Annotated in this window: 16 protein-coding genes; 9 read left to right on the top strand and 7 right to left on the bottom strand. The window is 73.0% G+C overall.

The features are described 5' to 3' along the window. Positions 1–19: 19 nt before the first annotated feature. The 5 genes from ACZ7C5_RS21285 to ACZ7C5_RS21265 all read left to right on the top strand — a co-directional run bounded on the left by ACZ7C5_RS21285 (position 20) and on the right by ACZ7C5_RS21265 (position 7,217). A complete protein-coding gene (locus ACZ7C5_RS21285) occupies positions 20–778 on the top strand; it encodes a hypothetical protein (protein WP_470323211.1) in 759 nt (252 codons plus the stop codon). A 115-nt stretch (positions 779–893) separates the two neighbouring features. Further along, a complete protein-coding gene (locus tag ACZ7C5_RS21280) occupies positions 894–1,739 on the top strand; it encodes a DegV family protein (RefSeq protein WP_401077990.1) in 846 nt (281 codons plus the stop codon). A 154-nt stretch (positions 1,740–1,893) separates the two neighbouring features. After that, entirely contained in the window at positions 1,894–2,886 is a 993-nt protein-coding gene (locus ACZ7C5_RS21275) for a ComEA family DNA-binding protein (RefSeq protein WP_470323210.1), read from the top strand. A gap of 57 nt (positions 2,887–2,943) precedes the next feature. Continuing rightward, the gene (locus ACZ7C5_RS21270) at positions 2,944–5,580 is read left to right on the top strand and encodes a ComEC/Rec2 family competence protein (protein WP_470323209.1); all 2,637 of its coding nucleotides are present in this window, start codon (positions 2,944–2,946) and stop codon (positions 5,578–5,580) included. A 311-nt stretch (positions 5,581–5,891) separates the two neighbouring features. Then, positions 5,892–7,217, top strand: a complete 1,326-nt coding sequence (locus tag ACZ7C5_RS21265) for a helix-turn-helix domain-containing protein (RefSeq protein ID WP_470323208.1) — start codon at positions 5,892–5,894, stop codon at positions 7,215–7,217. A gap of 92 nt (positions 7,218–7,309) precedes the next feature. Here the strand turns inward: ACZ7C5_RS21265 and ACZ7C5_RS21260 are convergent, their stop codons facing one another. Next, complete coding sequence (locus ACZ7C5_RS21260) at positions 7,310–7,546, bottom strand: hypothetical protein (RefSeq protein WP_401079747.1); 237 nt, start codon at positions 7,544–7,546, stop codon at positions 7,310–7,312. 131 nt (positions 7,547–7,677) lie between these two features. Between ACZ7C5_RS21260 and holA the strand changes: the two genes are divergently transcribed. After that, positions 7,678–8,676: a DNA polymerase III subunit delta gene (holA, locus tag ACZ7C5_RS21255; RefSeq protein ID WP_188298249.1), complete on the top strand. Its 999-nt coding sequence runs from the start codon at positions 7,678–7,680 to the stop codon at positions 8,674–8,676. Positions 8,677–8,704: 28 nt separating this feature from the next. Here holA and ACZ7C5_RS21250 read toward each other — a convergent pair whose 3' ends face one another. Next, positions 8,705–9,397, bottom strand: coding sequence for a hypothetical protein (locus ACZ7C5_RS21250; protein WP_470323207.1), 693 nt, complete (start codon positions 9,395–9,397; stop codon positions 8,705–8,707). Between the two features lie 421 nt (positions 9,398–9,818). After that, on the bottom strand, positions 9,819–10,088 hold the full coding sequence (rpsT, locus tag ACZ7C5_RS21245; RefSeq protein ID WP_188298251.1) for a 30S ribosomal protein S20: 270 nt from the start codon (positions 10,086–10,088) through the stop codon (positions 9,819–9,821). 297 nt (positions 10,089–10,385) lie between these two features. Here rpsT and lepA point away from each other — a divergent pair, with 297 nt between their 5' ends. After that, on the top strand, positions 10,386–12,254 hold the full coding sequence (gene lepA / locus ACZ7C5_RS21240; RefSeq protein WP_401078006.1) for a translation elongation factor 4: 1,869 nt from the start codon (positions 10,386–10,388) through the stop codon (positions 12,252–12,254). A 105-nt stretch (positions 12,255–12,359) separates the two neighbouring features. Here lepA and ACZ7C5_RS21235 read toward each other — a convergent pair whose 3' ends face one another. From ACZ7C5_RS21235 to ACZ7C5_RS21220, 4 genes are all read right to left on the bottom strand, one after another. Further along, entirely contained in the window at positions 12,360–13,439 is a 1,080-nt protein-coding gene (locus tag ACZ7C5_RS21235) for an NAD(P)/FAD-dependent oxidoreductase (protein ID WP_470323206.1), read from the bottom strand. 88 nt (positions 13,440–13,527) lie between these two features. After that, entirely contained in the window at positions 13,528–14,580 is a 1,053-nt protein-coding gene (locus ACZ7C5_RS21230) for a sigma-70 family RNA polymerase sigma factor (protein ID WP_470323205.1), read from the bottom strand. 94 nt (positions 14,581–14,674) lie between these two features. Beyond that, on the bottom strand, positions 14,675–16,546 hold the full coding sequence (locus tag ACZ7C5_RS21225) for an ABC transporter ATP-binding protein (RefSeq protein WP_401079749.1): 1,872 nt from the start codon (positions 16,544–16,546) through the stop codon (positions 14,675–14,677). 206 nt (positions 16,547–16,752) lie between these two features. Beyond that, on the bottom strand, positions 16,753–18,486 hold the full coding sequence (locus tag ACZ7C5_RS21220) for an ABC transporter ATP-binding protein (RefSeq protein ID WP_401078015.1): 1,734 nt from the start codon (positions 18,484–18,486) through the stop codon (positions 16,753–16,755). A 361-nt stretch (positions 18,487–18,847) separates the two neighbouring features. On the opposite strand from ACZ7C5_RS21220, the gene ACZ7C5_RS21215 reads away from it, so the two are divergent. Both ACZ7C5_RS21215 and hemW read left to right on the top strand, forming a co-directional pair. After that, entirely contained in the window at positions 18,848–20,770 is a 1,923-nt protein-coding gene (locus tag ACZ7C5_RS21215; protein WP_401078018.1) for an AMP-dependent synthetase/ligase, read from the top strand. Positions 20,771–20,863: 93 nt separating this feature from the next. After that, positions 20,864–22,093, top strand: a complete 1,230-nt coding sequence (gene hemW, locus ACZ7C5_RS21210; RefSeq protein WP_470323204.1) for a radical SAM family heme chaperone HemW — start codon at positions 20,864–20,866, stop codon at positions 22,091–22,093. Positions 22,094–22,117 lie beyond the last annotated feature (24 nt).

Here is a 22,117-nt window from a genome sequence, read left to right as displayed (position 1 = left end):
CGGCGGAAGGTGGCGCGCGATGGACGTGTTCGGCGTGATGATCGGCTTGGTCCTGCTCTTCGGGGTCGCGGTGATGGTCCTGGCCGTGATCGGCACGGTCAAGGCCGCCAAGGCGGTCGGTGCGAAGATCGAGAAGCACGAGGCCACCGCCCGCCGCGCCGTGGAGAACGTCGGCCTCAAGGCGAAGACGTACACCAAGGTCGGCCCGCCCGCGCAGATCGCCTCCGTCCGGCTGGGCCTGCGGACCGCGCTCGACGGCACCCGGCAGGTGCTGGAGGCCGGGCTCGCGCAGGACGGCCAACTCGGCGAGTCGCTCGCCCTGTTGGACCGGCTCGACGCGCACGCCGCCGAACTCGACGGCGAGCTGCGGATACTGGAGCGCGAGCCGGACACCGCGCGGATCGCCGCCAAGCTGCCGGAGCTGCGTGAGCGGGCGGAGCGGATCACCCACTCGGCGGAGAGCATGCGGTGGGCGGCGCAGGACCGGATGCACCGGTTCGCGGACGACGAGCTGACCCGGCTCAGCCAGGAGTGCGAGAGCGAGGCCGGGGCGCTGCGGCACTGGGACGTCGCGGGGGGTGGTGCGGCGGGTGCTCCCGGTGCTTCCGGTAGCTCCGGTGCGGCGGGTGCCTCCGGTACCGCGGGAGGGGCTGCTCGGGCCGGGCTGACCGACGGGAAGGAGCGGCCGAGCGCGGAGGAACTGCTCGGGCTGGCCGATCCGCTGTCCAAGCTGGCGCAGCGGCTGCGCAAGCCGTCGGCGGGGCCCTCCGCGGGCTGAGCCCCGCGGGATTCCGTGCGGTGGGCCGCGGTGCCGCCGGCGCCTCCCGGGGCCGGTCGGTGTCAGGTGCCCCGGGCGCTGTCCTCCCGGACCGGCGGGGAGTAACCTCCGGCTCATGCCCTCCGACCTCGCACTTGTCACCGATTCCACGGCCTATCTGCCGCAGGAGGCCCTCGACCGGCACGGGATCACGGTGGTCCCGCTGAGCGTCGCGGTCGATGACTCGGTACTGAGCGAGGGTGTCGAGATCTCCCCGAAGGACGTCGCCGAGGCGCTGCGCGGCAAGCAGCGGGTGACGACCTCCCGGCCGAACCCGGAGACCTTCGCCGCCGCCTACCGGGCGGCCGCCGAGGCCGGGGCCACGGGGATCGTCTCGGTGCACATCTCCGGCGAACTGTCCGGCACCGTCGAGGCCGCCCGGCTGGCGGCCGCCGAGGCGCCCGTCCCGGTGCGCGTGGTGGACAGCCGGCTGGTCGGGATGGCGCTCGGGTACGGGGTGCTGGCGGCGGCCGAGGCGATCGCCGCGGGGCAGGACCTGGCGGAGGTGGCCGGGGCGGCCGGCCGGCGGGCGGCCGGGACCAGCGGGTTCTTCTACGTCGACACCCTGGAACACCTGCGCCGGGGCGGCCGGATCGGGGCGGCGCGGGCGCTGCTCGGTTCGGCGCTGGCGGTCAAGCCGCTGCTGCACCTGGACGGGGGGCGGATCGAGCCGCTGGAGAAGGTGCGGACGGCGTCACGGGCGATCGCCCGGCTGGAGGAGATCGCGGTCGAGCGGTCGGGGGAGCGGGAGGTCGACATCACCGTGCACCACCTGGCGGCCGAGGACCGGGCCGAACCGCTCGCGGAGCGGCTGCGGGCCCGGGTGCCGGGACTGCGGGAGCTGTACGTCGGCGAGGTGGGGGCGGTGATCGGCGCGCACGTCGGGCCCGGGCTGCTCGCGGTGGTGGTCGCGCCGCGCTGAGGCGCGGTGGCCGATTGCTCATTCGTTCGATCTGTCAATCTCTTGCACTTCCGCTCGCTCTTGTGAGTGACGCTTTTTGTCCACAACCCCCGGGTTTTCCACAGGGTTTCGTTAATCTCCGCGCACCCGACGGAGGACTCCTACCGTCCTCGGCATGACGACCATGAGCCTGGGCGCGGCGAAGCGCCACGCGATCAACGAGACGCTGCGCGTGCGGATGGCCGCGCTGTTGCCGGTGCGGGACGAGCCTGAGGGCGCGCCTTCGAGTGCGCCTTCGGATGAGCCCCCGGCGCCGACGCGGGAGCGGACGACGAAGCGGGCGGCGACCGCGACCGGGCCGCCCGTCGGTGGTGCCGTGCCGGTGCCGCCGGATGCGGGTGATGCGCTCCCTGGTCCGGGCGACGCCGTGGAACCGCCGGAGGCCGGGGCGGTGCGCTCACGGGTCTCCTCCTTCTCCCCGGCCTCGCCGTTCCCCTCGTTCGCCTCGGCGCTGTCGCTCGACCGGCGCGCGGTGGCAGGGCTGGCGATCCTGCTGCTCTTCGCGGTCGGCTACGCCGCGCAGCACTTCTGGCTGGCCCGGCCGGAGACGGTCGCCGTGCCCGCGCCGGCGGCGGTCGCGGCAGCGTCGGGGGCCGAGCCGTCCGTCCCCGCCGTCGACGCGGCCGCCGCCGTTCCCGGGGCCGAAGCCGGGGCCGCTTCCGGTGCCGGGGCGGCCGTCGTGGTGGACATCGGGGGGCGGGTCGGCCTCCCCGGCCTGCACACCCTGCCCGGAGGCTCCCGGGTGGCCGACGCCCTGCGGGCAGCGGGCGGTCCGCTGCCGGACACGGACACCAGGAACCTCAACCTGGCCCGCGTCCTGACGGACGGTGAACAGATCCTGGTCGGCGAACAGGCGCCCGCCCCCACCCCGGCCCTCGGAAGCGGAAGCGGGCCTCCGGGCCCCGCCGCGCCCCGACCACCCGTCAGCCTCAACCGCGCCACGCTCGAACAGCTCGACACCCTCCCGGGTGTCGGCCCCACCCTCGCCCAGCGCATCCTCGCCTACCGCACCTCACACGGTTCCTTCCGCTCCCTCGACCAGCTCCGGCAGGTCAGCGGCATCGGCGCCCGTACGTACGCGGAACTCCGGCCGCTGCTCACCCTCTGACTCCCGCACCGCCGCTGTCCCCACTCACTGCCCTGGCCCCCGAAGGGAGGCACCGCCATGCCCGTCGCCACCACACCGGCCGACCCGGCCGCTGCGCCGCGCTCTCCGGGTACCGACTTCCGGCTGCTGCTGCCCGCCGTCTCGGCCTGGGCGGTCACGGCGGCGCTCCTGCGGATGGAACCGGCGTACTCGGCACTCGTCCTCGCCGCGGCAGGCGTCACCGCCCTCGCCGGCGTCCTGCTGCTCACCAGGCCGGGCGTCCTGCGCCGGCGCGGGTCCGCGGCGACGCTGGCCGCCGTCCTGCTCACCGGCGCGGCGGCCGCGGTCGCGACCCCGCTGCACACCGCCGACCTACACCGGGGGCCGCTGGCGGAACTCGCCCGCGCGGCCGGTTCCGCGGTGCCGCGGGCGCCGGGCACGACCGCCCCGGTGGTGGCGGTGGAGCTGACCGTCGCGGGGGATCCGAAGACCCACACCTCCCGGGGCGGGCCCGTCGGCGGCCGGCCGCTCCTCACCGTGGACGCGGTGGCCGACCGCGTCACCCTGCTCCCGGACGGGCGGACCGCCCGCACCCGTACCCCGGTGACCGTCATGGCGCGAGGAGCGGAGAGCGAGTCCTGGCAGCGGCTGCTCCCGTCCCAGCGACTGGCCGCGGAGGCCGAGGTGCGACCGGCGGGGGAGGGGTACGACACCGAGTCCGCCGCGCTGCTGGTCGTCCACGGGGCGCCCCGGCAGCTGGCGCCACCGAGCCTGCCGCAGCGGATCGCCGGACGGTTGCGGGAAGGCCTGCGTGCGGCCACCGACGGACTTCCGGCGGACGCGCGCGGACTGCTCCCCGGGCTGGTCGTCGGCGACACCTCGCGCCTGCCCGACGACCTCGACGACGCCTTCCGGGCCACCGACCTGGTCCACCTGGTGGCGGTCAGCGGAGCCAACCTGGCGATCGTCCTCGGTGCGCTGCTGGGCGCTCCCGGGCAGGCCGGCACACCGGAACGGCGAGGGGTGGCCGCGGTCCTGGGGCTGTCGCTGCGCACCGGCGCCCTGCTCGGCACCGCGCTGACACTGGCCTTCGTCACCGTCTGCCGGCCGGAGCCCAGCGTGCTGCGGGCGGCCGGGACGGGACTGGTCGGCATGCTGGCCCTGGCCACCGGCCGCCCCCGCCGTGCGGTGCCCGCGCTCGCCGGAGCGGTCCTGGTGCTGGTCCTGCTGGACCCGTTCCTGGCGCGCTCGTTCGGCTTCCTGCTCTCGGTGCTCGCCACCGCCGGGCTGCTCGTCCTCGGACCGCACTGGGCCGAGGCCCTGCGGGCCCGGCGCTGGCCCCACCACCTGGCGGGCGCGCTCGCGGCGACGGCGGCAGCCCAGGCGCTGTGCGCGCCGGTGACGGTGGTGCTGTCCGGGCACATCAGCCTGGTCGGCATCCCGTGCAACCTGCTGGCCGAGCTGGCGGTGGCCCCGGCGACGCTGCTCGGTTTCGGGGTACTCGTGCTGCACCCGCTCCTCCCGGCCCTGGCCCGGCTGCTCGCCGAACCGGCCGGAGTGCCGGCCGGCTGGCTCGCCCTGGTGGCCAGACGCGGTGCAGAGCTGCCGGGCGGCCAACTGTCCTGGCCAGGCGGATGGTTCGGGACGGCGACGGTCGCACTGGCCGTCCTGGGCGCCTGCTGGGCGGCGCCGCTCCTGCTGCCCCGACGGGCGGAGCCGGGCAGGCCGGCGCCCACACGGCGGCGCTGGGCGCGGGCCCTGGTGGCCGGCGTGCTGACGGTGATCCTGCTGGCCGTCCTGCTGCGGCCGCCGCAACTCACCAGGATCGTCACCGGCTGGCCACCGCCGGGGTGGCGACTGGTGGCGTGCGACGTCGGGCAGGGCGACATGCTGGCCCTCGCGACGGGGGCGCCGGGCAGCGCGGTGGTGATCGACACCGGGCCGGATCCGAACGCCGCGGACAGGTGCCTGCGCGACCTCGGCATCACGACGGTCCCCCTCCTGCTCCTGACGCACTTCCACGCCGACCATGTCGAAGGTGTGCCGGGGGTGTTGCGGGGCCGCCGGATCGGTGCGATCGAGGGCACCACGCTCGACGACCCACCGGGTGAGGCGGCCCGGGTGAGGGCGTGGACCGCAGGCGCCGGCGTCCCGTTGCTGAGAGCCGGTCGGGGTGAACGGCGGTCGGTGGGTGCGGGGTCGGCCTGGGAGGTGGTGTGGCCCGTTCCCGGTTCGGCTCTCGAGGCGCCGGGCCCGAACAACGCGAGCGTCGCATTGACGGTGTCACTGACAGGAGGACTACGGATGGCACTGCTCGGAGATCTCGAACCGCAGGCGCAGTCGGCCCTGTTGGGCCGGGTCGGGAGGGTGGACGTCGTGAAGGTGGCGCACCACGGGTCGGCCCACCAGGACTGGGACCTCGCCGGTGCCCTGAGGCCCAGGCTGGCCCTGATCTCCTGCGGAGAGGGCAACCCGTACGGTCACCCGTCCCCGAAGACGGTCGACCACCTGCGCGCCCTCGGCGCCACCGTGCTGCGTACGGACAGGGAGGGGGACATCGCGGTGACGGGCGACTCCCCGGCCACCCTCGGCGTGGCAGTCCACCCGCAGCCCGCCCACGCGGCCCGGCACCCGCGCCGTCACGGCGGGACCGGCCCCGCGGCCCCCGCCCACCCCGAGCAGGACTCCGCCTCCCCCCGGGCCCCACCCACGTAGCCCTCCGCGCGCTCTCTCCTCCTCCCACCAACCAGGTGGGGCATGGAAAGGGGTAGGGGGTGGTGGGAGGAGCGGAGAGGCGCGGGAGCGGAGCCAGCAGAAAGGTTTCGGCGCGCTCCGGGCATCCCGGAGCGCGCCGAAGAAAAGCCAGGCTTGACGGACCAAGGGGCGGCCCGCATCGAGCTGCCGCAGGACGTCGCGAGGGCTCGGCAAAGCGGTCCCGGCGTGCTCCGGGCGAGCCCGGAGCACGCCACGCAAGACCTCACGTCCTGCCAGATGTGAGCCACTTCGTAGTCCAAGGAAGGGGCGCCGTGTTGGGAGATGCCTCCACCGGCGAGATGATCAAAAGGGCGCGGACCGCAAGGGGCTGGTCTCAGGAACGTCTTGCCGTCGAGCTGGGAAAGGTCGAGGGCAGGGGGGAGAAGGGGCCGGGGCGTGGGCAGGTCTATCGGTGGGAGAAGCAGGGGCGGGCGCCGAAGTACTGGTGGCCGCACCTCTGCGAGGTTCTCGAGTTCGGCTCATCCGATGGTGCGCCTGTGTCGCAAGTTGATGTGCCCGAGGGCGGTGCGGGCGATACCGTGAGCTCAGTCCTCGCGCTGGGAAGGAGCGAAGTGCTTCGCCGGGAATTCATGGCCGCCTCCAGCGGCTATGCGCTCGCGGCCCTCGGTCTGCCTGATCTGGACGGCATCACCCGCAGGGTGGCGGCCAACTCCGGTGCGCCAGTGCGGGTTGGCCGGGGTGAAGTCCTTGCTGTTCGCCAGATGGTCAAGTCGCTCAGTGATGCGGCGTCGGAACTGGGTGGTGGTCATGCCCGGCACCTCGCCGTCCACTACCTCGCGGAGAGTGTCGCCCCGTGGCTGGACGGGGTGTGGTCGGAGTTCACCGGGCGTGAACTCTTCGCCGGGGCAGCTCAGTTGACGCACCTCATCGGATGGATGGCCCAGGACGAAGGCAACCACGGTGTCGCCCAGAAGTACTACGCGCACTCGTACCGGCTTGCCGCCGAGGCCGGTGACGCGGAACTCGCCGCCACCGCACTTCGCGGCCTCGCCGTGCAGGCCGTCGACCTCGGCTACCGGGCGGCCGCCGTGCGGATCGCCGAGGAGTGCGTCGACCAGGCGAAACGTCTGGACGACCCGAAAGCGCTCGCCTACTACGAGACCACCCTCGCCGATGCCGCAGCCCAGGACGGTGATCGGACTACGGCTACCCGCTTCCTCACCGCATCCCAGCGGCACATCGAGCGGTCCTCCCCGGTGCCGGGCGACTCGTGGGCGAGTCACTTCAGTATCGGCCGCTGGGCCCATCACTCGGGCATGATCCTTGCCCGGCTCGGCGACTTCGGAGCCGCCCGGGACCACCTTCAGATGGCCCTTGACGTTCACGGCCTCGACCGGCGCCGCAGCCACGCGATCGTCCTGGCCGACCTCGGAACGGTGCAGGTCCACCAGGAGAACTACGAGGCTGCCCTGTCAACGTGGAGTGACTTCCTCGCGCTGGCCGAAGGCGTCCGATCCGTGAAGGTGGACGACGCCGTGACGGACATGCGTGCCCGCCTCGCGCGGGTTGGAACCATTCACGGCGCCGCGGAACTGGACGAGCGAGCCGCCTGCTTCCTCTCGGGGCGCTCGGGCTAGGGGCTCGCCGCCGGCGGGATGCAGCCGGCCCAGGGGCGCCGGGTGCGGCCGCCCGCAGCCCCTCAGGCCCTCAGGCTTCCTCCCTCAGGCCCTCAGGCCTCCTCGCGCCAGCCCTCGTGGCCGGCGGCGAGGGTGTCGAGGGCGTGCAGCAGGGCGGAGGTCCAGCCGCTCTCCGGGGCCTCGGCCACCACCAGCCACTGGGCGTCCTCGGCGTCGTCCTCGCCCGCGAGCGCGTCGCGGACGACTTCGAGTTCGCCGAGGTCAGGCTGGGCGGCGCCGAGTTCCTCGACGGCCTCCTCGGCGGCGTCGCGGTCAGGCAGGACGAGCAGCTGCCGGGCGTACGGGTCGGCGACGTCCGGAAGGCCGGTGGTGTGGTTCTCGGTCACCCGGCCATTGTCCAGGCCGGGCCACCCGCTCCGTCGGGCGGGAGTGTCCGCGGCCCGTGGGATGCTGGTACGCGATGGCCAGGAAGAGTGCACCCGACGACCTGCTCGCCCCGCTGACCCTCGCGGTCGGCCAGGAGGAGCTGCTGCTGGACCGCGCGGTCGCCCAGGTGGTGGCGGCGGCGAAGGCGGCGGACCCGGACACCGACGTACGGGACCTGCCGCCCGGCGGCCTGCAGCCCGGCAGCCTGGCCGAGCTGACCACGCCGTCGCTGTTCGCCGAGCGCAAGGTGATCGTGGTCCGGGCCGCGCAGGACCTCTCCGCCGACTCGGTGAAGGAGGTCAAGGCGTACATCGAGGCACCGGCCGAAGAAGTGATCATCGTGCTGGCGCACGCCGGCGGAGCCAAGGGCAAGGGCCTGCTGGACGCCGGGCGCAAGGCCGGCGGGCGCGAGGTGGCCTGCGCCAAGATGACCAAGGCGAGCGAGCGGCTGGCCTTCGTCAAGGGCGAGTTCCGAACCCTGGGCCGCTCGGCGACCCAGGAGGCCTGCCAGGCCCTGCTGGACGCGCTCGGCAGCGACCTGCGCGAGCTGGCGGCCGCCTGCCACCAGCTGACCTCGGACGTCGAGGGCGCCATCGACGACACCGTGGTGGCCCGCTACTACAGCGGCCGGGCCGAGGCGACCGGCTTCGAGGTGGCCGACCTGGCGGTCACCGGCCGGGCCGCGGAGGCCCTGGAGCGGCTGCGCTGGGCGCTGGCCGTCGGCCAGCCGCCGACCGGCATCACCTACGCGCTGGCCTCCGGCGTGCGCAGCATCGGCCGGCTGGCGACCACCGGGCGGAACATGCGCCCGGCCGACCTGGCCCGCGAGCTGGGCATGCCGCCGTGGAAGGTCGACCGGGTCCGCCAGCAGATGCGCGGCTGGACGGGCGACGCGGTGGCCACCGCGCTGACCGCGATCGCCCAGGCCGACGCCGCCGTCAAGGGCGGCTCGGACGACCCGGCCTTCGCCCTGGAGCGCGCGGTGGTCGCCGTCGCCAGGGCCGCCAGGGCCGGCTCCCGGCCCGCCTACTGACGGCGGCCGGGCCCCGGCGGCGCCGGGCCTACTTCTTCATGGCCCGCACGGCGTCCTGCCCGTCGGACTGGAGGGTGCTGCGCAGCTCGTCCTTGGACGGCGGCTTGCCCTTCCCGTCGGAGTAGCTGGCCGAGTAGTTGATGTAGTAGGTCATCCCGCCGTCGAGGATGTTCAGCTCGGCGTAGACGCTGTGGTACGTGCCCGAGCCGTCGTCCTTGTACAGGAAGTACGCCTCCTCGCCGACTCCCGTGATCTCGGTGACCTGGTAGCCGCGCGCCCGGTACAGCTCCTTGTTGGCCGCCAGCTCGGGCGCCGGGTTGACCGCCTTGTGCAGGTCGGCGCGCAGGTAGACGTTGGCGTACTCGCTGTCGCTGTTGCCGCCGGTGCGCTTGAGCGACATCGAGCAGTTCATGCTGTCCAGCGCCGGGTGCCGGTCGGTGTGGTGGGTCGGCGCGGAGCTGTCCGAGACGGAGTACGTCTGGAGGAGCTTGGCGGGCTTCCCCGTGGTGCAGAAGTCGTCCGAGAGGTGGTAGCCGTGCAGGCCGCGCGGCGCGGAGTCGCCGCCGACCATGCCGGGGACGACCAGGACGGCGGCGGTCCAGCCGACCGAGACGATCACGGCGCCGGCGAACGCCCAGACGGCGTTGCGCCGCAGGTTCCCGCTGCCGCCGGAGCGCGGCGCCGCCCCGGGAGCGGCCGGCAGGCCGGGTGCCGGGGCCATGCCCGGTGCCGCGGGCAGTCCGGGAGGCGGTCCGAAGCCGGCCGGACCCATCGGGCCGGGAGCGCCCGGTACGGGCTGCGCCCCTGCGCCCGGCTGCTGCTGCGGGAACCCGTACCCGGGCCCGTTCGGAGCGGGTGGTGGCGGTGGCGTCGTCATGAAGGTTCCCCCCTGGACCTGGCGCCGGGGTGCTCCCCGCACCTCGATCGGACCTGACCGACCCTAGCGGCCGGACCGCGGAACGCGACAGGCGCCGCAGTGGCCTCGGGAAGGAGACCGACTGCGACGCCTGTCGCACTGCTTCGTTGCACCGCACCCGCGTGGCGAACGCAGGCCGCGTGCGGTGCGAGTCTTGCGCGCCTCGGGGGTCCGGGTAGAGGGCCGGGTCGTCCCGAAGCGGTGGGGGCCGGAGCCCCCGGGGGCGTCAGGCCTGGACGGCCGTGTTGACGCGCTTGGTGATGGCCGACTTCTTGTTGGCGGCCTGGTTGGCGTGGATGACGCCCTTGCTCACGGCCTTGTCCAGCGCCTTGGAGGCGGCGCGGGCCAGCACGGTGGCCTTCTCGGTCTCACCGGCGGCAGCGGCCTCACGGGCCTTGCGCAGAGCGGTCTTCAGCGAGGACTTGACGGCCTTGTTGCGCAGGCGCGCCTTCTCGTTGGTCTTGTTGCGCTTGATCTGGGACTTGATGTTCGCCACGAAAGAGCCTCAGTCTGTGTAAAGAAATCCGAACGGGGTCACACCCGGCGGCCTTCGGTCCTGCTGAGAGGGCATGCCGAGGCCAGGTGCAGCATCCCACGCTACCAGGGGCCCGCTCCCCGCCCCAAACCGGCCGCCCGCGCGGGCCGCTCCCGGCTCCCGACCGGCAGTCCGCCCCGTGCTCGTGGGAGGATGGGAGGAACTATTTCGATCGGACGAGACCGTCCGGTCCCCGGGAAGCCGGTCAGCGATGACCCGGACACCCCCGGCCCCGGACCAACGGAGAATCGGACCAAGGTGCCCGCGACCCCCAGCAATGTGCCAGAGCCCAGCCGTACCGACCCGGCGCTGATCCGCAACTTCTGCATCATCGCCCACATCGACCACGGCAAGTCGACGCTCGCAGACCGGATGCTGCAGATCACCGGCGTCGTCGACCCCCGGCAGATGCGTGCCCAGTACCTCGACCGGATGGACATCGAGCGCGAGCGCGGCATCACCATCAAGTCGCAGGCGGTCCGCCTCCCGTGGGCGCCGAAGACGGGGCCGAACGCCGGGGCCACGCACATCCTCAACATGATCGACACCCCCGGCCACGTGGACTTCACGTACGAGGTGTCCCGCTCCCTCGCCGCGTGCGAGGGCACCATCCTGGTGGTCGACGCGGCCCAGGGCATCGAGGCGCAGACCCTCGCCAACCTCTACCTGGCGCTGGAGAACGACCTCACGATCGTCCCGGTCCTCAACAAGATCGACCTCCCGGCCGCCCAGCCGGAGAAGTACGCGGCCGAGATCGCCCACATCATCGGCTGCGACCCCTCGGACGTGCTGCAGGTCAGCGCCAAGACCGGTCTGGGCGTCGAGGACCTGCTGGACCACATCGTCCACACCGTCCCGGCCCCGGTCGGCGTCAAGGACGCCCCGGCCCGCGCGATGATCTTCGACTCGGTCTACGACTCCTACCGCGGCGTGGTGACCTACGTCCGGGTGGTCGACGGCCAGCTCACCAAGCGTGAGCGGATCGCCATGATGTCCACCGGCGCGACCCACGAGCTGCTGGAGATCGGCGTCATCTCGCCCGAGCCGAAGGTCGCCGACGGCCTCGGCGTCGGCGAGGTGGGCTACATCATCACCGGTGTGAAGGACGTCCGGCAGTCCAAGGTCGGTGACACCATCACCTCGATGCACAAGGGTGCGACCGAGCCGCTGGGCGGCTACAAGGACCCGCGTCCGATGGTGTTCTCCGGCCTGTACCCGCTGGACGGCTCGGACTACCCGCTGCTGCGCGACGCCCTGGACAAGCTGCGGCTCAACGACGCCGCGCTGGTGTACGAGCCGGAGACCTCGGTCGCGCTCGGCTTCGGCTACCGCTGCGGCTTCCTCGGCCTGCTGCACCTGGAGATCATCCGGGAGCGCCTGGAGCGCGAGTTCAACCTCGACCTGATCTCCACCGCCCCGAACGTGGTCTACCGCGTGGTGATGGAGGACGGCACCGAGCACACCGTCACCAACCCGAGCGAGTTCCCGACCGGCAAGCTCGCCGAGGTGTACGAGCCGATCGTGCGCGGCACCATCCTCGCGCCCAACGAGTTCGTCGGCGCGATCATGGAGCTCTGCCAGGCCCGCCGCGGCAACCTCCAGGGCATGGACTACCTCTCCGAGGACCGGGTCGAGCTGCGCTACACCCTGCCGCTCGCCGAGATCGTCTTCGACTTCTTCGACCAGCTGAAGTCCAAGACCCGCGGCTACGGCTCCTTCGACTACGAGCCGATCGGCGAGCAGTCCGCCCAGCTGGTCAAGGTCGACATCCTGCTGCACGGCGACGCGGTGGACGCCTTCTCCGCGATCGTCCACAAGGACAAGGCCTACGGCTACGGCGTGATGATGGCGGGCAAGCTCCAGAAGCTCATCCCGCGCCAGCAGTTCGAGGTGCCGATCCAGGCGGCCATCGGCTCCCGGGTGATCGCCCGCGAGACGGTCCGCGCGATCCGCAAGGACGTCCTCGCCAAGTGCTACGGCGGTGACATCTCCCGTAAGCGGAAGCTGCTGGAGAAGCAGAAGGAAGGCAAGAAGCGGATGAAGATGGTCGGCCGCGTGGAGGTCCCGCAGGAGGCCTTCATCGCCGCGCTCTCCACCGACGCCGAGGCGCCGAAGGAGAAGAAGTAGCGGCAGGGCGGCGACGAACGCCGGAAGGGCCCGGGCACCAGCCCGGGCCCTTCCGGCGTTTCCGGCGCGCTGAGGCCCTCCAGAGCGTTGAGGCCCTTCGGAGCCCTACTTCAGGCTGTGGAGGACCGCGGTGACGATCGCGGCCTTCGCCAGCCGCCCCGCGGTGCCGGTGAACACGGTGGGCCGCATCGAGTCGTCCGCGCCGACCACCTGGAGCAGCCCGTCCCGCCTGCCGAGGCTCACGCACTGCACCACGTACCGGAAGGCGAACGGCTCGCTGGTGCGGCCGGCCAGCAGTCTGCCGAGGTACCGGCCCTGCGGCAGCGCGGTGGCGCAGCCCATCCGCAGGGTGCCGACGCCGGGGACGGTGACGGTGGCGGCGTCGCCGATCACGTGGACGTCCGGGTGGGAGACCGACCGCAGACGGTCGTCCACCAGGGCCCGGCCGTGCTCGTCCACGGCGAGTCCGGCCTCGGCGGCCAGCGGGTGCACCTCCAGGGAGGCGGCCCAGACGGTGACGTCGGCCCCGAGCGGGCCGGCGGTGGTGCGCAGCCCGTCGGGGGTGACCTCGGTGACGGTGGTGTTCTCGTGGACGGCCACGCCGAGCCGGGCGAGGACGCGTCGGACGTGGGCCCGGCCCCTGGCCGAGTAGACGCCGCCGACCTGGCCGGACGCGACGATCCGCACCTTCCAGCGGGGGTGGGCCTCGGCGAGTTCGGTGGCCAGTTCGATGCCGGTGGCGCCGCCGCCGACCACGGCCAGGGTGCCGGGCCGTTCGGCGGTGTCGATCCGGCGGCGCAGTTCGGTGGCGCGCTCCGCCGAGTAGGCGTGCCGTTCGGCGCCGGGGACGCCGTGCCAGGCGGTGCGGCTGCCGAGGGCGTAGACCAGGGTGTCGTACTCCAGGCCGGTGCCGTCGTCCAGGTGGACCCGGTGGGCGGCCGGGTCGAGCCCGACGGCCCTGGCCCGCCGGTGGGTGACGGGGAGGCCGTGGGTGAGTTCGCTGACGGCGGGCCAGTCGCGGCCGCGGCCGGCGGCGGTCTCGTGCCGGCGGACGCGGTGCAGGAGCCGGTCCTCGGGGGCGACCAGGGTGACGGCGTGCCGCCGTGCGGCGCCCTTGGCCGCGGTGAGCCCGGCGTAACCGGCACCCAGTACGACGATCCGCTGCCCGGTGGTGGTGCTGCTCATCTCGTCCGCCTCCTCGCGAGGGCGCTCCGGTGGAGCGCTGTTCGGGAAGGGGACGACGCGGCCGGACGGGGCGTGACGGTGACCCGTGTCACAGCTCCACGGCCGGGATGCGGCCGAGCTTCTCGGGGTTGAGCATGGCGTACGCCTCGGTGATCCGTCCGGCGTCGACGGTGAAGGCGAGGACGCCGCCGACCGTTCCGGTGGCCAGGTCGTACCAGAGCAGTCCGGGCTCGCCGTTGACCGCGGCGCGGCCGATGCCCGTGCCGGGGGTGAACCACTTGGCGACCAGGCCGGCCACCAGCCGGGACACCCGGTCGGCGCCGTGGACCGGGCGGACTCCGGCGCGCACGATGCCGCCGCCGTCGGAGTGCCAGACCACGTCGGGGTCGAGGACCTCCATCAGGGCGAGGATGTCGCCGCGGGTGCTGGCGGCGGCGAAGGCCTCGACGGCCTGGCGGTGCCCGGCCGGGTCGGCGCCGGTGCGCGGGGCGCCCGCGCCGGCCCGGCGGCCGCCCTGGTCCCGGCCTCCCGGGCCGTCCTCGCCCCGGCTTCCCTCGCCCCGGCCTCCCGCGCGGACCCGGCGGCGGGCCCGCGAGGCGAGCTGGCGGGCCGCGTCGGCGGTGCGGTCCAGGGAGGTGCCGATCTCCTCGAAGCCGACGGCGAAGACGTCGTGCAGCACGAAGGCGGCCCGCTCGGCGGGGGTGAGCTGCTCCAGGACGGCCAGCAGGGCGAGCGAGACGGACTCGCCGCGTTCGGCCAGTTCGGCGGGGGAGTCGGGTCCGTCGGCGTAGGAGACGGACGGCTCCGGCAGCCACTCGCCGTAGTAGGCCTCGCGGCGGGCGCGGGCGGAGCCCAGCTGGTCGTAGCAGAGCCGGGTGACGACGGTGGTGAGGAAGGCGCGCGGGTCGGCGACGGCGGTGCGGTCGGCGGCCTGCCAGCGCAGCCAGGCGTCCTGGAGGACGTCCTCGGCGTCGGTGAACGAGCCGAGCAGCCGGTAGGCGACCGAGCCCAGGTAGCGGCGGTTCGCCTCGAAGGCGTCCGGAGCTTCCGGAGCTTCCGGAGCCTCCGGAGTGTTCGGAGTGTTCGGAACCTCCGGAGCTTCCGGAACATCCGGGCGGCCTTGGGCCTGGTCGTCGATCACCGGCCCAAGGTAGCGCGTGGCCTCCGGAAGGCGAAGGCAAAGGCGAAGGGCCGGGGCGGGAAGTCCCCGCCCCGGCCCGCCGCATGGTGGTCCGTCAGTCCACCTCGACCGCGGCCTCGGCGAACTGCGCCTGGTAGAGCCGGGCGTAGGCGCCGTCGGCGGCGATCAGCCGGTCGTGCGAGCCCTGTTCGACGATCGAGCCGTTCTCCATCACCAGGATCACGTCGGCGTCCCGGATGGTGGAGAGCCGGTGGGCGATCACGAAGCTGGTGCGGCCGGTGCGCAGCCGGGCCATGGCCCGCTGGATCAGCACCTCGGTGCGGGTGTCGACGGAGCTGGTCGCCTCGTCCAGGACCAGGATGGACGGCTGGGCGAGGAACGCCCGGGCGATGGTGATCAGCTGCTTCTCGCCGGCGCTGACGCCGGCGCCCTCGTCGTCGATGACGGTGTCGTAGCCGTTGGGCAGGGTGCGCACGAAGCGGTCGACGTGGGCGGCCTTGGCGGCCTCGACGACCTGCTCGCGGGTGGCGGACTCGGCGCCGTAGGCGATGTTGTCGGCGATGCTGCCGCCGAACAGCCAGGTGTCCTGGAGCACCATGCCGATGCCGGAGCGCAGGTCCTCGCGGGACATCGCGGAGATGTCCGTGCCGTCGAGGGTGATCCGCCCCGAGCTGACCTCGTAGAACCGCATCAGCAGGTTGACCAGGGTGGTCTTGCCGGCGCCGGTGGGGCCGACGATGGCGACGGTCTGGCCGGGCTCGACCTTGAGCGAGAGGTCCTCGATGAGCGGCTTCTCGGGGTCGTAGCGGAAGGACACGTCCTGGAAGGCGACCCGGCCGCGCACCACCTCGGGCCGTTCCGGCATGGCCGGTTCGGGGCTCTGCTCGGGGGCGTCCAGCAGCTCGAAGACGCGCTCGGCGGAGGCGACGCCGGACTGCACCAGGTTGGCCATGCTGGCGACCTGGGTGAGGGGCTGGCTGAACTGCCGCGAGTACTGGATGAACGCCTGGACGTCGCCGATGGACAGCGCGCCGCTGGCCACCCGCAGGCCGCCGACGACGGCGACCAGCACGTACTGGAGGTTGCCGATCAGCATCATCGCGGGCTGGATGATGCCGGAGATGAACTGGGCCTTGTAGCCGGCCTGGTAGAGCGACTCGTTGTGCTCGCGGAAGGTCTCCGCGGCCTCCTGCTGCCGGCCGAACACCTTGACCAGGGTGTGGCCGGTGTACATCTCCTCGATGTGGGCGTTGAGCTGGCCGGTGGACTTCCACTGCTGGACGAACTGCGGCTGGGCCCGCTTGCCGACCTTGGTGGCGACGACCACCGAGAACGGCACCGAGACCAGGGCGATCGTCGCGAGCAGCGGGGAGATCCAGAACATCATCGCGAGCACGCCGACCACGGTGAGCAGCGAGTTGACGACCTGTCCCATGGTCTGCTGCATGGACTGGCCGATGTTGTCGATGTCGTTGGTGACCCGGCTGAGCACCTCGCCGCGCGGCTGCTTGTCGAAGTAGCTGAGCGGCAGCCGGGAGAGCTTGGCCTCGACGTCCTGGCGCAGCCGGTAGCCGGCGGCCTGGACGGCCCGGGTGGCGAGCCGGCCCTGGAAGATGCCGAAGACGGCGGAGACCAGGTAGATGCCGAGCACCCAGAGCAGGACGGTGCCGATGGCGCCGAAGTCCATGCCCTGGCCGGGGGTGAAGTCGACGGAGGAGAGCAGGTCGGCGACGCCGTTGTCGCCGTGGGCGCGCAGCCCTTCGACGGCCTGGGCCTTGGTGGTGCCCGGTTCGAAGCGGGCGCCGACGACGCCGGCGAAGATCAGGTCGGTGGCGTCGCCGAGGATCTTGGGGCCGATGACGGCGCAGCCGATGCTGAGCACGCCGAGGAGCATGACGCCGATCAGGGTGGTGCGTTCGGGGCGCAACAGGCCGAGGACGCGCTTGCCCGAGCCCTTGAAGTCCATGGACTTCTCGGCGCCCTGGCCGCCCGCGAAGCGGCCGGGACCGGCCGGGCCGCGGCGGGCGGCGGCGGCCTGCGAGTCGCTGGGCAGGTCGGCCTTCCCACCGGGCTTCCCCCCGGCTTTCCCACCGGCCTTCGTCAGGTCGGTCTTCTCGCCGGCCGGGCCGGTCTTCGGGGCGTCCGGCTTCGCCGGGGGCTTTCCTGGGGTGGTCACGCCGCCTCCTGCTCGGTGAGCTGGGAGAGCACGATCTCCCGGTACGTCGGGTTGTCGGCCATCAGCTCGTGGTGGGTCCCGGAGCCGACGACGGCGCCCTCGTCGAGGACGACGATCCGGTGGGCGTCGCGGATGGTGGACACCCGTTGGGCGACGATCAGGACGGTGGCGTCGGAGGTCTCGCGGGCCAGGGCCTTGCGCAGCTTGGCGTCGGTGGCGTAGTCGAGGGCGGAGAAGGAGTCGTCGAAGAGGTAGACGGAGGGCCGGCGGACCAGGGTCCTGGCGATGGCCAGGCGTTGGCGCTGGCCGCCGGAGACGTTGCCGCCGCCCTGGGCGATGGGGGCGTCCAGGCCTTCGGGCAGCTTCTCGACGAACTCCTTGGCCTGGGCGATCTCCAGGGCGTGCCAGAGCTCCTCGTCGGTGGCGTCGGGCCGGCCGTAGCGGAGGTTGCTGGCGATGGTGCCGGAGAAGAGGTAGGGCTTCTGCGGGACGATGGAGACGTTCTCGGCGATCGTGGCGGGGGCGAGTTCGCGGACGTCCACGCCGTCGATCAGGACCTGTCCGGAGGTGGCGTCGAAGAGCCGGGGGACGAGGCCGAGCAGGGTGGACTTGCCGCTGCCGGTGGAGCCGATGATCGCGGTGGTCTCGCCGGGGCGGGCGCTGAGGTCGATGCCGCGCAGCACCGAGGCCTCGGCGCCGGGGTAGCGGAAGTCGACGTCGCGCAGTTCCAGGTTGCCGCGGCGCGGCAGCTCGGTGACCGGGGCGGTGGGCGGGACGACGCTGCTGCGGGTGGCGAGGACCTCTTCGACGCGTTCGGCGCAGACCTCGGCGCGCGGCACCATCATGAACATGAAGGTGGCCATCATGACGCTCATCAGGATCTGCATCAGGTAGGAGAGGAACGCGGTGAGCGCGCCGATCTCCATGGCGCCGCTGTCGATGCGGTGGGCGCCGAACCAGAGCACGGCGACGCTGGAGACGTTCACGACCAGCATGACGGCGGGGAACATGACGGACAGCAGCCGGCCGACCTGGCGGGCGACGTCGGTGAGGTCCTCGTTGGCGTCGGCGAAGCGGTTCTGCTCGTGGTCGTCCTTGACGAAGGCGCGGATGACCCGGATGCCGGTGATCTGCTCGCGCAGGATGCGGTTCACGGTGTCGATCCGCTCCTGCATGCTGCGGAACTTGGGGCGCAGCGCGCGGACGAGCAGCACGACGACGACGCCGAGGGCGGGGACGACGGCGAGCAGCAGGCCGGACAGCGGGACGTCCTGGTTGAGCGCCATGATGATGCCGCCGACGCACATGATCGGCGCGGCGACCATGAGCGTGAAGCTCATCAGGGTGAGCATCTGGACCTGCTGGACGTCGTTGGTGGTGCGGGTGATCAGGGAGGGTGCGCCGAACTGGCCGAGTTCGCGGGCGGAGAAGCTCTGCACCCGGTCGAAGACGGCGGCTCGGAGGTCCCGGCCGAAGGCCATGGCGGTGCGGGAGCCGATGTGGACGGCGCCGATGGCGCAGAGGGCCTGGACGAGGGTCACTCCGATCATCACCCCGCCGACGCGCAGGATGTAGCCGGTGTCGCCCTTGACCACGCCGTCGTCGATGATGTCGGCGTTGAGCGTCGGCAGGTAGAGCGCCGCGAGGGTGGACACCAGCTGGAGCAGTACCAGCAGGGTGAGCGGTCGGGAGTACGGGCGCAGGTACGCCCTGAGGAGTCTGATCAGCACTGGCACACTCTTGTCGTCGCCGGTCGGGTTCGCACCCCAATTCTGGGTGTTCTGTAGTGTCGTACAGGCGATTCGGCGGGTGGGAACCCGGGGTTTGCCGGGCTTTTGCCGAACCGGCGGGACGGGCCGGCGCGGGACGGCGTTCCCGCGCGGGGTGCGGGCGGTGGCGGGGCGCGGCACCGGTGTCGTGGCGGGGTGCCGTCGGGTGCTGCCCCCTTACGGAATGACCGGTTTCCGCCTAGGCTGCTGGTTGCCCCTTTGTTACTGACCGGTACCGTTCAGGTGAACCGGGGGCCCGGCGACCGCCCCCACGGACGCCGCGACAATCCCTCAGACGGCCACCCGTCCCCGGAGGTCCTCGTTGAGTTCCGCGCAGTCCCTGATCGACTCCGGCAGGCCCGACCTCGTCGCCGGCCGTCCCGCCTCCGTCGCCCACCTGTTCCTGGAGCGGGTCGCCCTGACCCCGAGCGCCGAGGCCTACCGCTACCCCGCGCCCGTGGACGAGCAGGCCGCGGACGGCGCACCCGGCGCCGAGCAGTGGCGCTCGCTCACCTGGGCGCAGACCGCGACCAGGGTCAAGGCGGTGGCCGCCGGCCTGATGGCGCTCGGCATCCGCCCGGAGGACCGGGTGGCCCTGGCCTCCTCGACCCGGGTCGAGTGGGTCCTCGCCGACCTCGGCGCCATGTGCGCGGGCGCCGCGATCACCACCGTCTACCCGAGCACCAACGCGGACGAGACCGCGTTCATCCTCTCCGACTCCGGCTCCAGGGCGCTGTTCGCGGAGAACGCGGCCCAGCTGGCCAAGGCCGTCGGGCAGCTCGGCCAACTGCCCGGGCTGCGCACCGTGATCCTCTTCGACGAGCCCGCCGAGGCGCCCGAGACCGGCGGGCTGGAGCTGCTCACCCTCGCCGGGCTGGAGGAGCGCGGCGCCCGGTACCTGGCGGAGCACCCGGACGCGGTGGAGAAGGCCGTCGACGGGCTCGGCAAGGAGCAGCTGGCGACCCTCATCTACACCTCCGGCACCACCGGCCGCCCCAAGGGCGTGCGCCTGGTGCACGACTGCTGGGCGTACGAGGGCCGGGCGCAGGAGGCGAGCGGGCTGCTGGGCCCGGACGACGTGCAGTTCATGTGGCTGCCGCTGTCGCACGTCTTCGGCAAGACGCTGATCTCCGGGCAGATCGCCACCGGGCACGTGATGGCGCTGGACGGCCGGGTGGACCGGATCATCCACAACCTGCCGGTGATCCGGCCGACCATCATGGCCTCGGCACCGCGCATCTTCGAGAAGGTCTACAACGGCATCGCGGGCAGGGCCAGGGCCGAGGGCGGCGCCAAGTACAAGATCTTCCTGTGGGCGGCCAAGGTCGCCCGCGAGTACGCCAGGGCGGTCCAGGAGAGCCGGATCGCCACCGGCACCGGCACCGCCCCGCTGGGCCTGCGGGCGCAGCACGCGCTGGCCGACAAGCTGGTGTTCGCGAAGATCCGGGCGGCCTTCGGCGGCCGGATGCGCGGCGCGGTCTCCGGCAGTGCGGCGCTCGCCCCGGAGATCGGCTACTTCTTCCTGGGCGCCGGGGTGCCGGTCCTGGAGGGCTACGGGCTGAGCGAGACCAGCGCCGGCTCCTGCGTCAACCGCGCCGAGGACGTGCGGATCGGCACGGTGGGCCGCCCGTTGCCCGGCACCGAGGTGCGGATCGCCGAGGACGGCGAGATCCTGCTGCGCGGCCCGGGCGTCATGCGCGGCTACCACAACCTGCCGGAGAAGACCGCCGAGGTGCTGGAGCCGGACGGCTGGTTCCACACCGAGGACATCGGCGAACTCACCCCGGACGGCTTCCTGCGGATCACCGACCGCAAGAAGGACCTGTTCAAGACCTCCGGGGGCAAGTACGTGGCGCCCAGCGAGGTGGAGGGCAAGTTCAAGGCGGTCTGCCCGTTCGTCAGCAACATCCTGGTGATCGGCAACGGCCGCAACTACTGCACCGCGCTGATCGGCCTGGACGAGGCGGTGCTGCTGCCGTGGGCCGCCGAGCACGGCCTGGCCGGCCGCTCCTACGGGGAGCTGGCCGTCGAGCCGGCCGTGCACGAGCTGATCGAGGGCTTCGTGAAGCGGGTCAACGCCGACCTCCAGCGCTGGCAGACGATCAAGAAGTTCCACCTGCTGCCGCGCGACCTCGACATCGAGCACGGCGAGCTCACCCCGAGCCTGAAGATCAAGCGCCCGGTGGTCGAGCGGACCTACGCGGACGCGGTGACCGCGATGTACGCGGGCGCCAACGAGGCCTGAGCCGGGCCCGCTCCCGTCCTGCCCCGCCCCCGCTCCCGTCCTGCTCCCGTACGGCCCGTGAACGCTTCGCGGGCCGTACGGGACAATGGGCTCATGCCCTCCGCACTTCCCGACGGTGAACCGGTGCCGTCCGACGGTTCCCTGCCCGCACCCGCCCTCGACGGGCTGGGCTCCCGGCCGTTCGGCTTCTACCTGCACGTGCCGTACTGCGCAAGCCGCTGCGGCTACTGCGACTTCAACACCTACACCGCCACCGAGCTGCGCTCGTCCGGGGCCGTCGCCTCGCAGGAGACGTACGCGGACAACGTGGTCGCCGAGGTCCGGCTGGCCCGGAAGGTGCTGGGGGACGCGGCGCCGCCGGTGCGGACCGTGTTCCTCGGCGGCGGCACCCCGACCCTGCTGCCCGCCCGCGACCTGGTGAAGATGCTCGCCGCGATCCGCGAGGAGTTCGGGCTCGCCGAGGGGGCCGAGGTCACCACCGAGGCCAACCCGGAGTCGGTCGACCCGGGGTACCTGGCCGAACTGCGCGAGGGCGGCTACAACCGGCTCTCCTTCGGCATGCAGAGCGCCCGCCCGCACGTCCTGAAGCTGCTCGACCGCCACCACACCCCGGGCCGCCCCGAGGCCTGCGTGGCCGAGGCCCGCGCGGCCGGCTTCGAGCACGTCAACCTCGACCTGATCTACGGCACCCCGGGCGAGTCCGACGACGACTGGCGGGCCTCCCTGGACGCCGCCATCGGCGCCGGGCCCGACCACGTCTCCGCGTACTCCCTGATCGTCGAGGAGGGCACCCGGCTCGCCGCCAGGGTCAAGCGCGGCGAACTGCCGATGATCGACGACGACGTGCACGCCGACCGCTACCTGATCGCCGAGGAGGCGCTCGGCGCCGCCGGCTACTCCTGGTACGAGGTCTCCAACTGGGCCACCACCCCCGAGGGCCGCTGCCACCACAACGAGCTCTACTGGACCGGCGCCGACTGGTGGGGCGCCGGCCCCGGCGCCCACAGTCACGTCGGCGGCGTCCGCTGGTGGAACGCCAAGCACCCCGCCGCCTACGCCCGGGCCCTCACCGAGGGCCGCACCCCGGCCCTGGCCCGCGAGGTGCTGGCGGACGAGGACCGCCGTGTCGAGCGCATCCTCCTGGAGCTGCGCCTGGTGGAGGGCGTCGCCCTGGACCTGCTCACCGGCACCGGCCGGGAGGCCGCCGCCCGGCACCTCGCCGACGGCCTCCTCGACCCGGGCCCGTACGAGCGGGGCCGCGCCGTCCTCACCCTCCGGGGCAGGCTCCTCGCGGACGCGATTGTGCGTGACCTGGTGGACTGACTTTCGTTGACGTGGGTGTCAGCC

It is taken from the genome of Kitasatospora sp. NPDC036993 (assembly GCF_055607525.1).
This window is presented reverse-complemented; position numbering and strand designations above follow the sequence as displayed.

Bases quoted from the DNA above. Each gene is read 5' to 3' on its own strand.
- ACZ7C5_RS21250 (WP_470323207.1), bottom strand. From the start codon at position 9,397: ATGGCCCCGGCACCCGGCCTGCCGGCCGCTCCCGGGGCGGCGCCGCGC.
- ACZ7C5_RS21235 (WP_470323206.1), bottom strand. From the start codon at position 13,439: ATGAGCAGCACCACCACCGGGCAGCGGATCGTCGTACTGGGTGCCGGT.
- ACZ7C5_RS21285 (WP_470323211.1), top strand. From the start codon at position 20: ATGGACGTGTTCGGCGTGATGATCGGCTTGGTCCTGCTCTTCGGGGTC.
- hemW (WP_470323204.1), top strand. From the start codon at position 20,864: ATGCCCTCCGCACTTCCCGACGGTGAACCGGTGCCGTCCGACGGTTCC.
- holA (WP_188298249.1), top strand. From the start codon at position 7,678: ATGGCCAGGAAGAGTGCACCCGACGACCTGCTCGCCCCGCTGACCCTC.
- ACZ7C5_RS21225 (WP_401079749.1), bottom strand. From the start codon at position 16,546: ATGGACTTCAAGGGCTCGGGCAAGCGCGTCCTCGGCCTGTTGCGCCCC.
- ACZ7C5_RS21275 (WP_470323210.1), top strand. From the start codon at position 1,894: ATGACGACCATGAGCCTGGGCGCGGCGAAGCGCCACGCGATCAACGAG.
- ACZ7C5_RS21280 (WP_401077990.1), top strand. From the start codon at position 894: ATGCCCTCCGACCTCGCACTTGTCACCGATTCCACGGCCTATCTGCCG.
- ACZ7C5_RS21270 (WP_470323209.1), top strand. From the start codon at position 2,944: ATGCCCGTCGCCACCACACCGGCCGACCCGGCCGCTGCGCCGCGCTCT.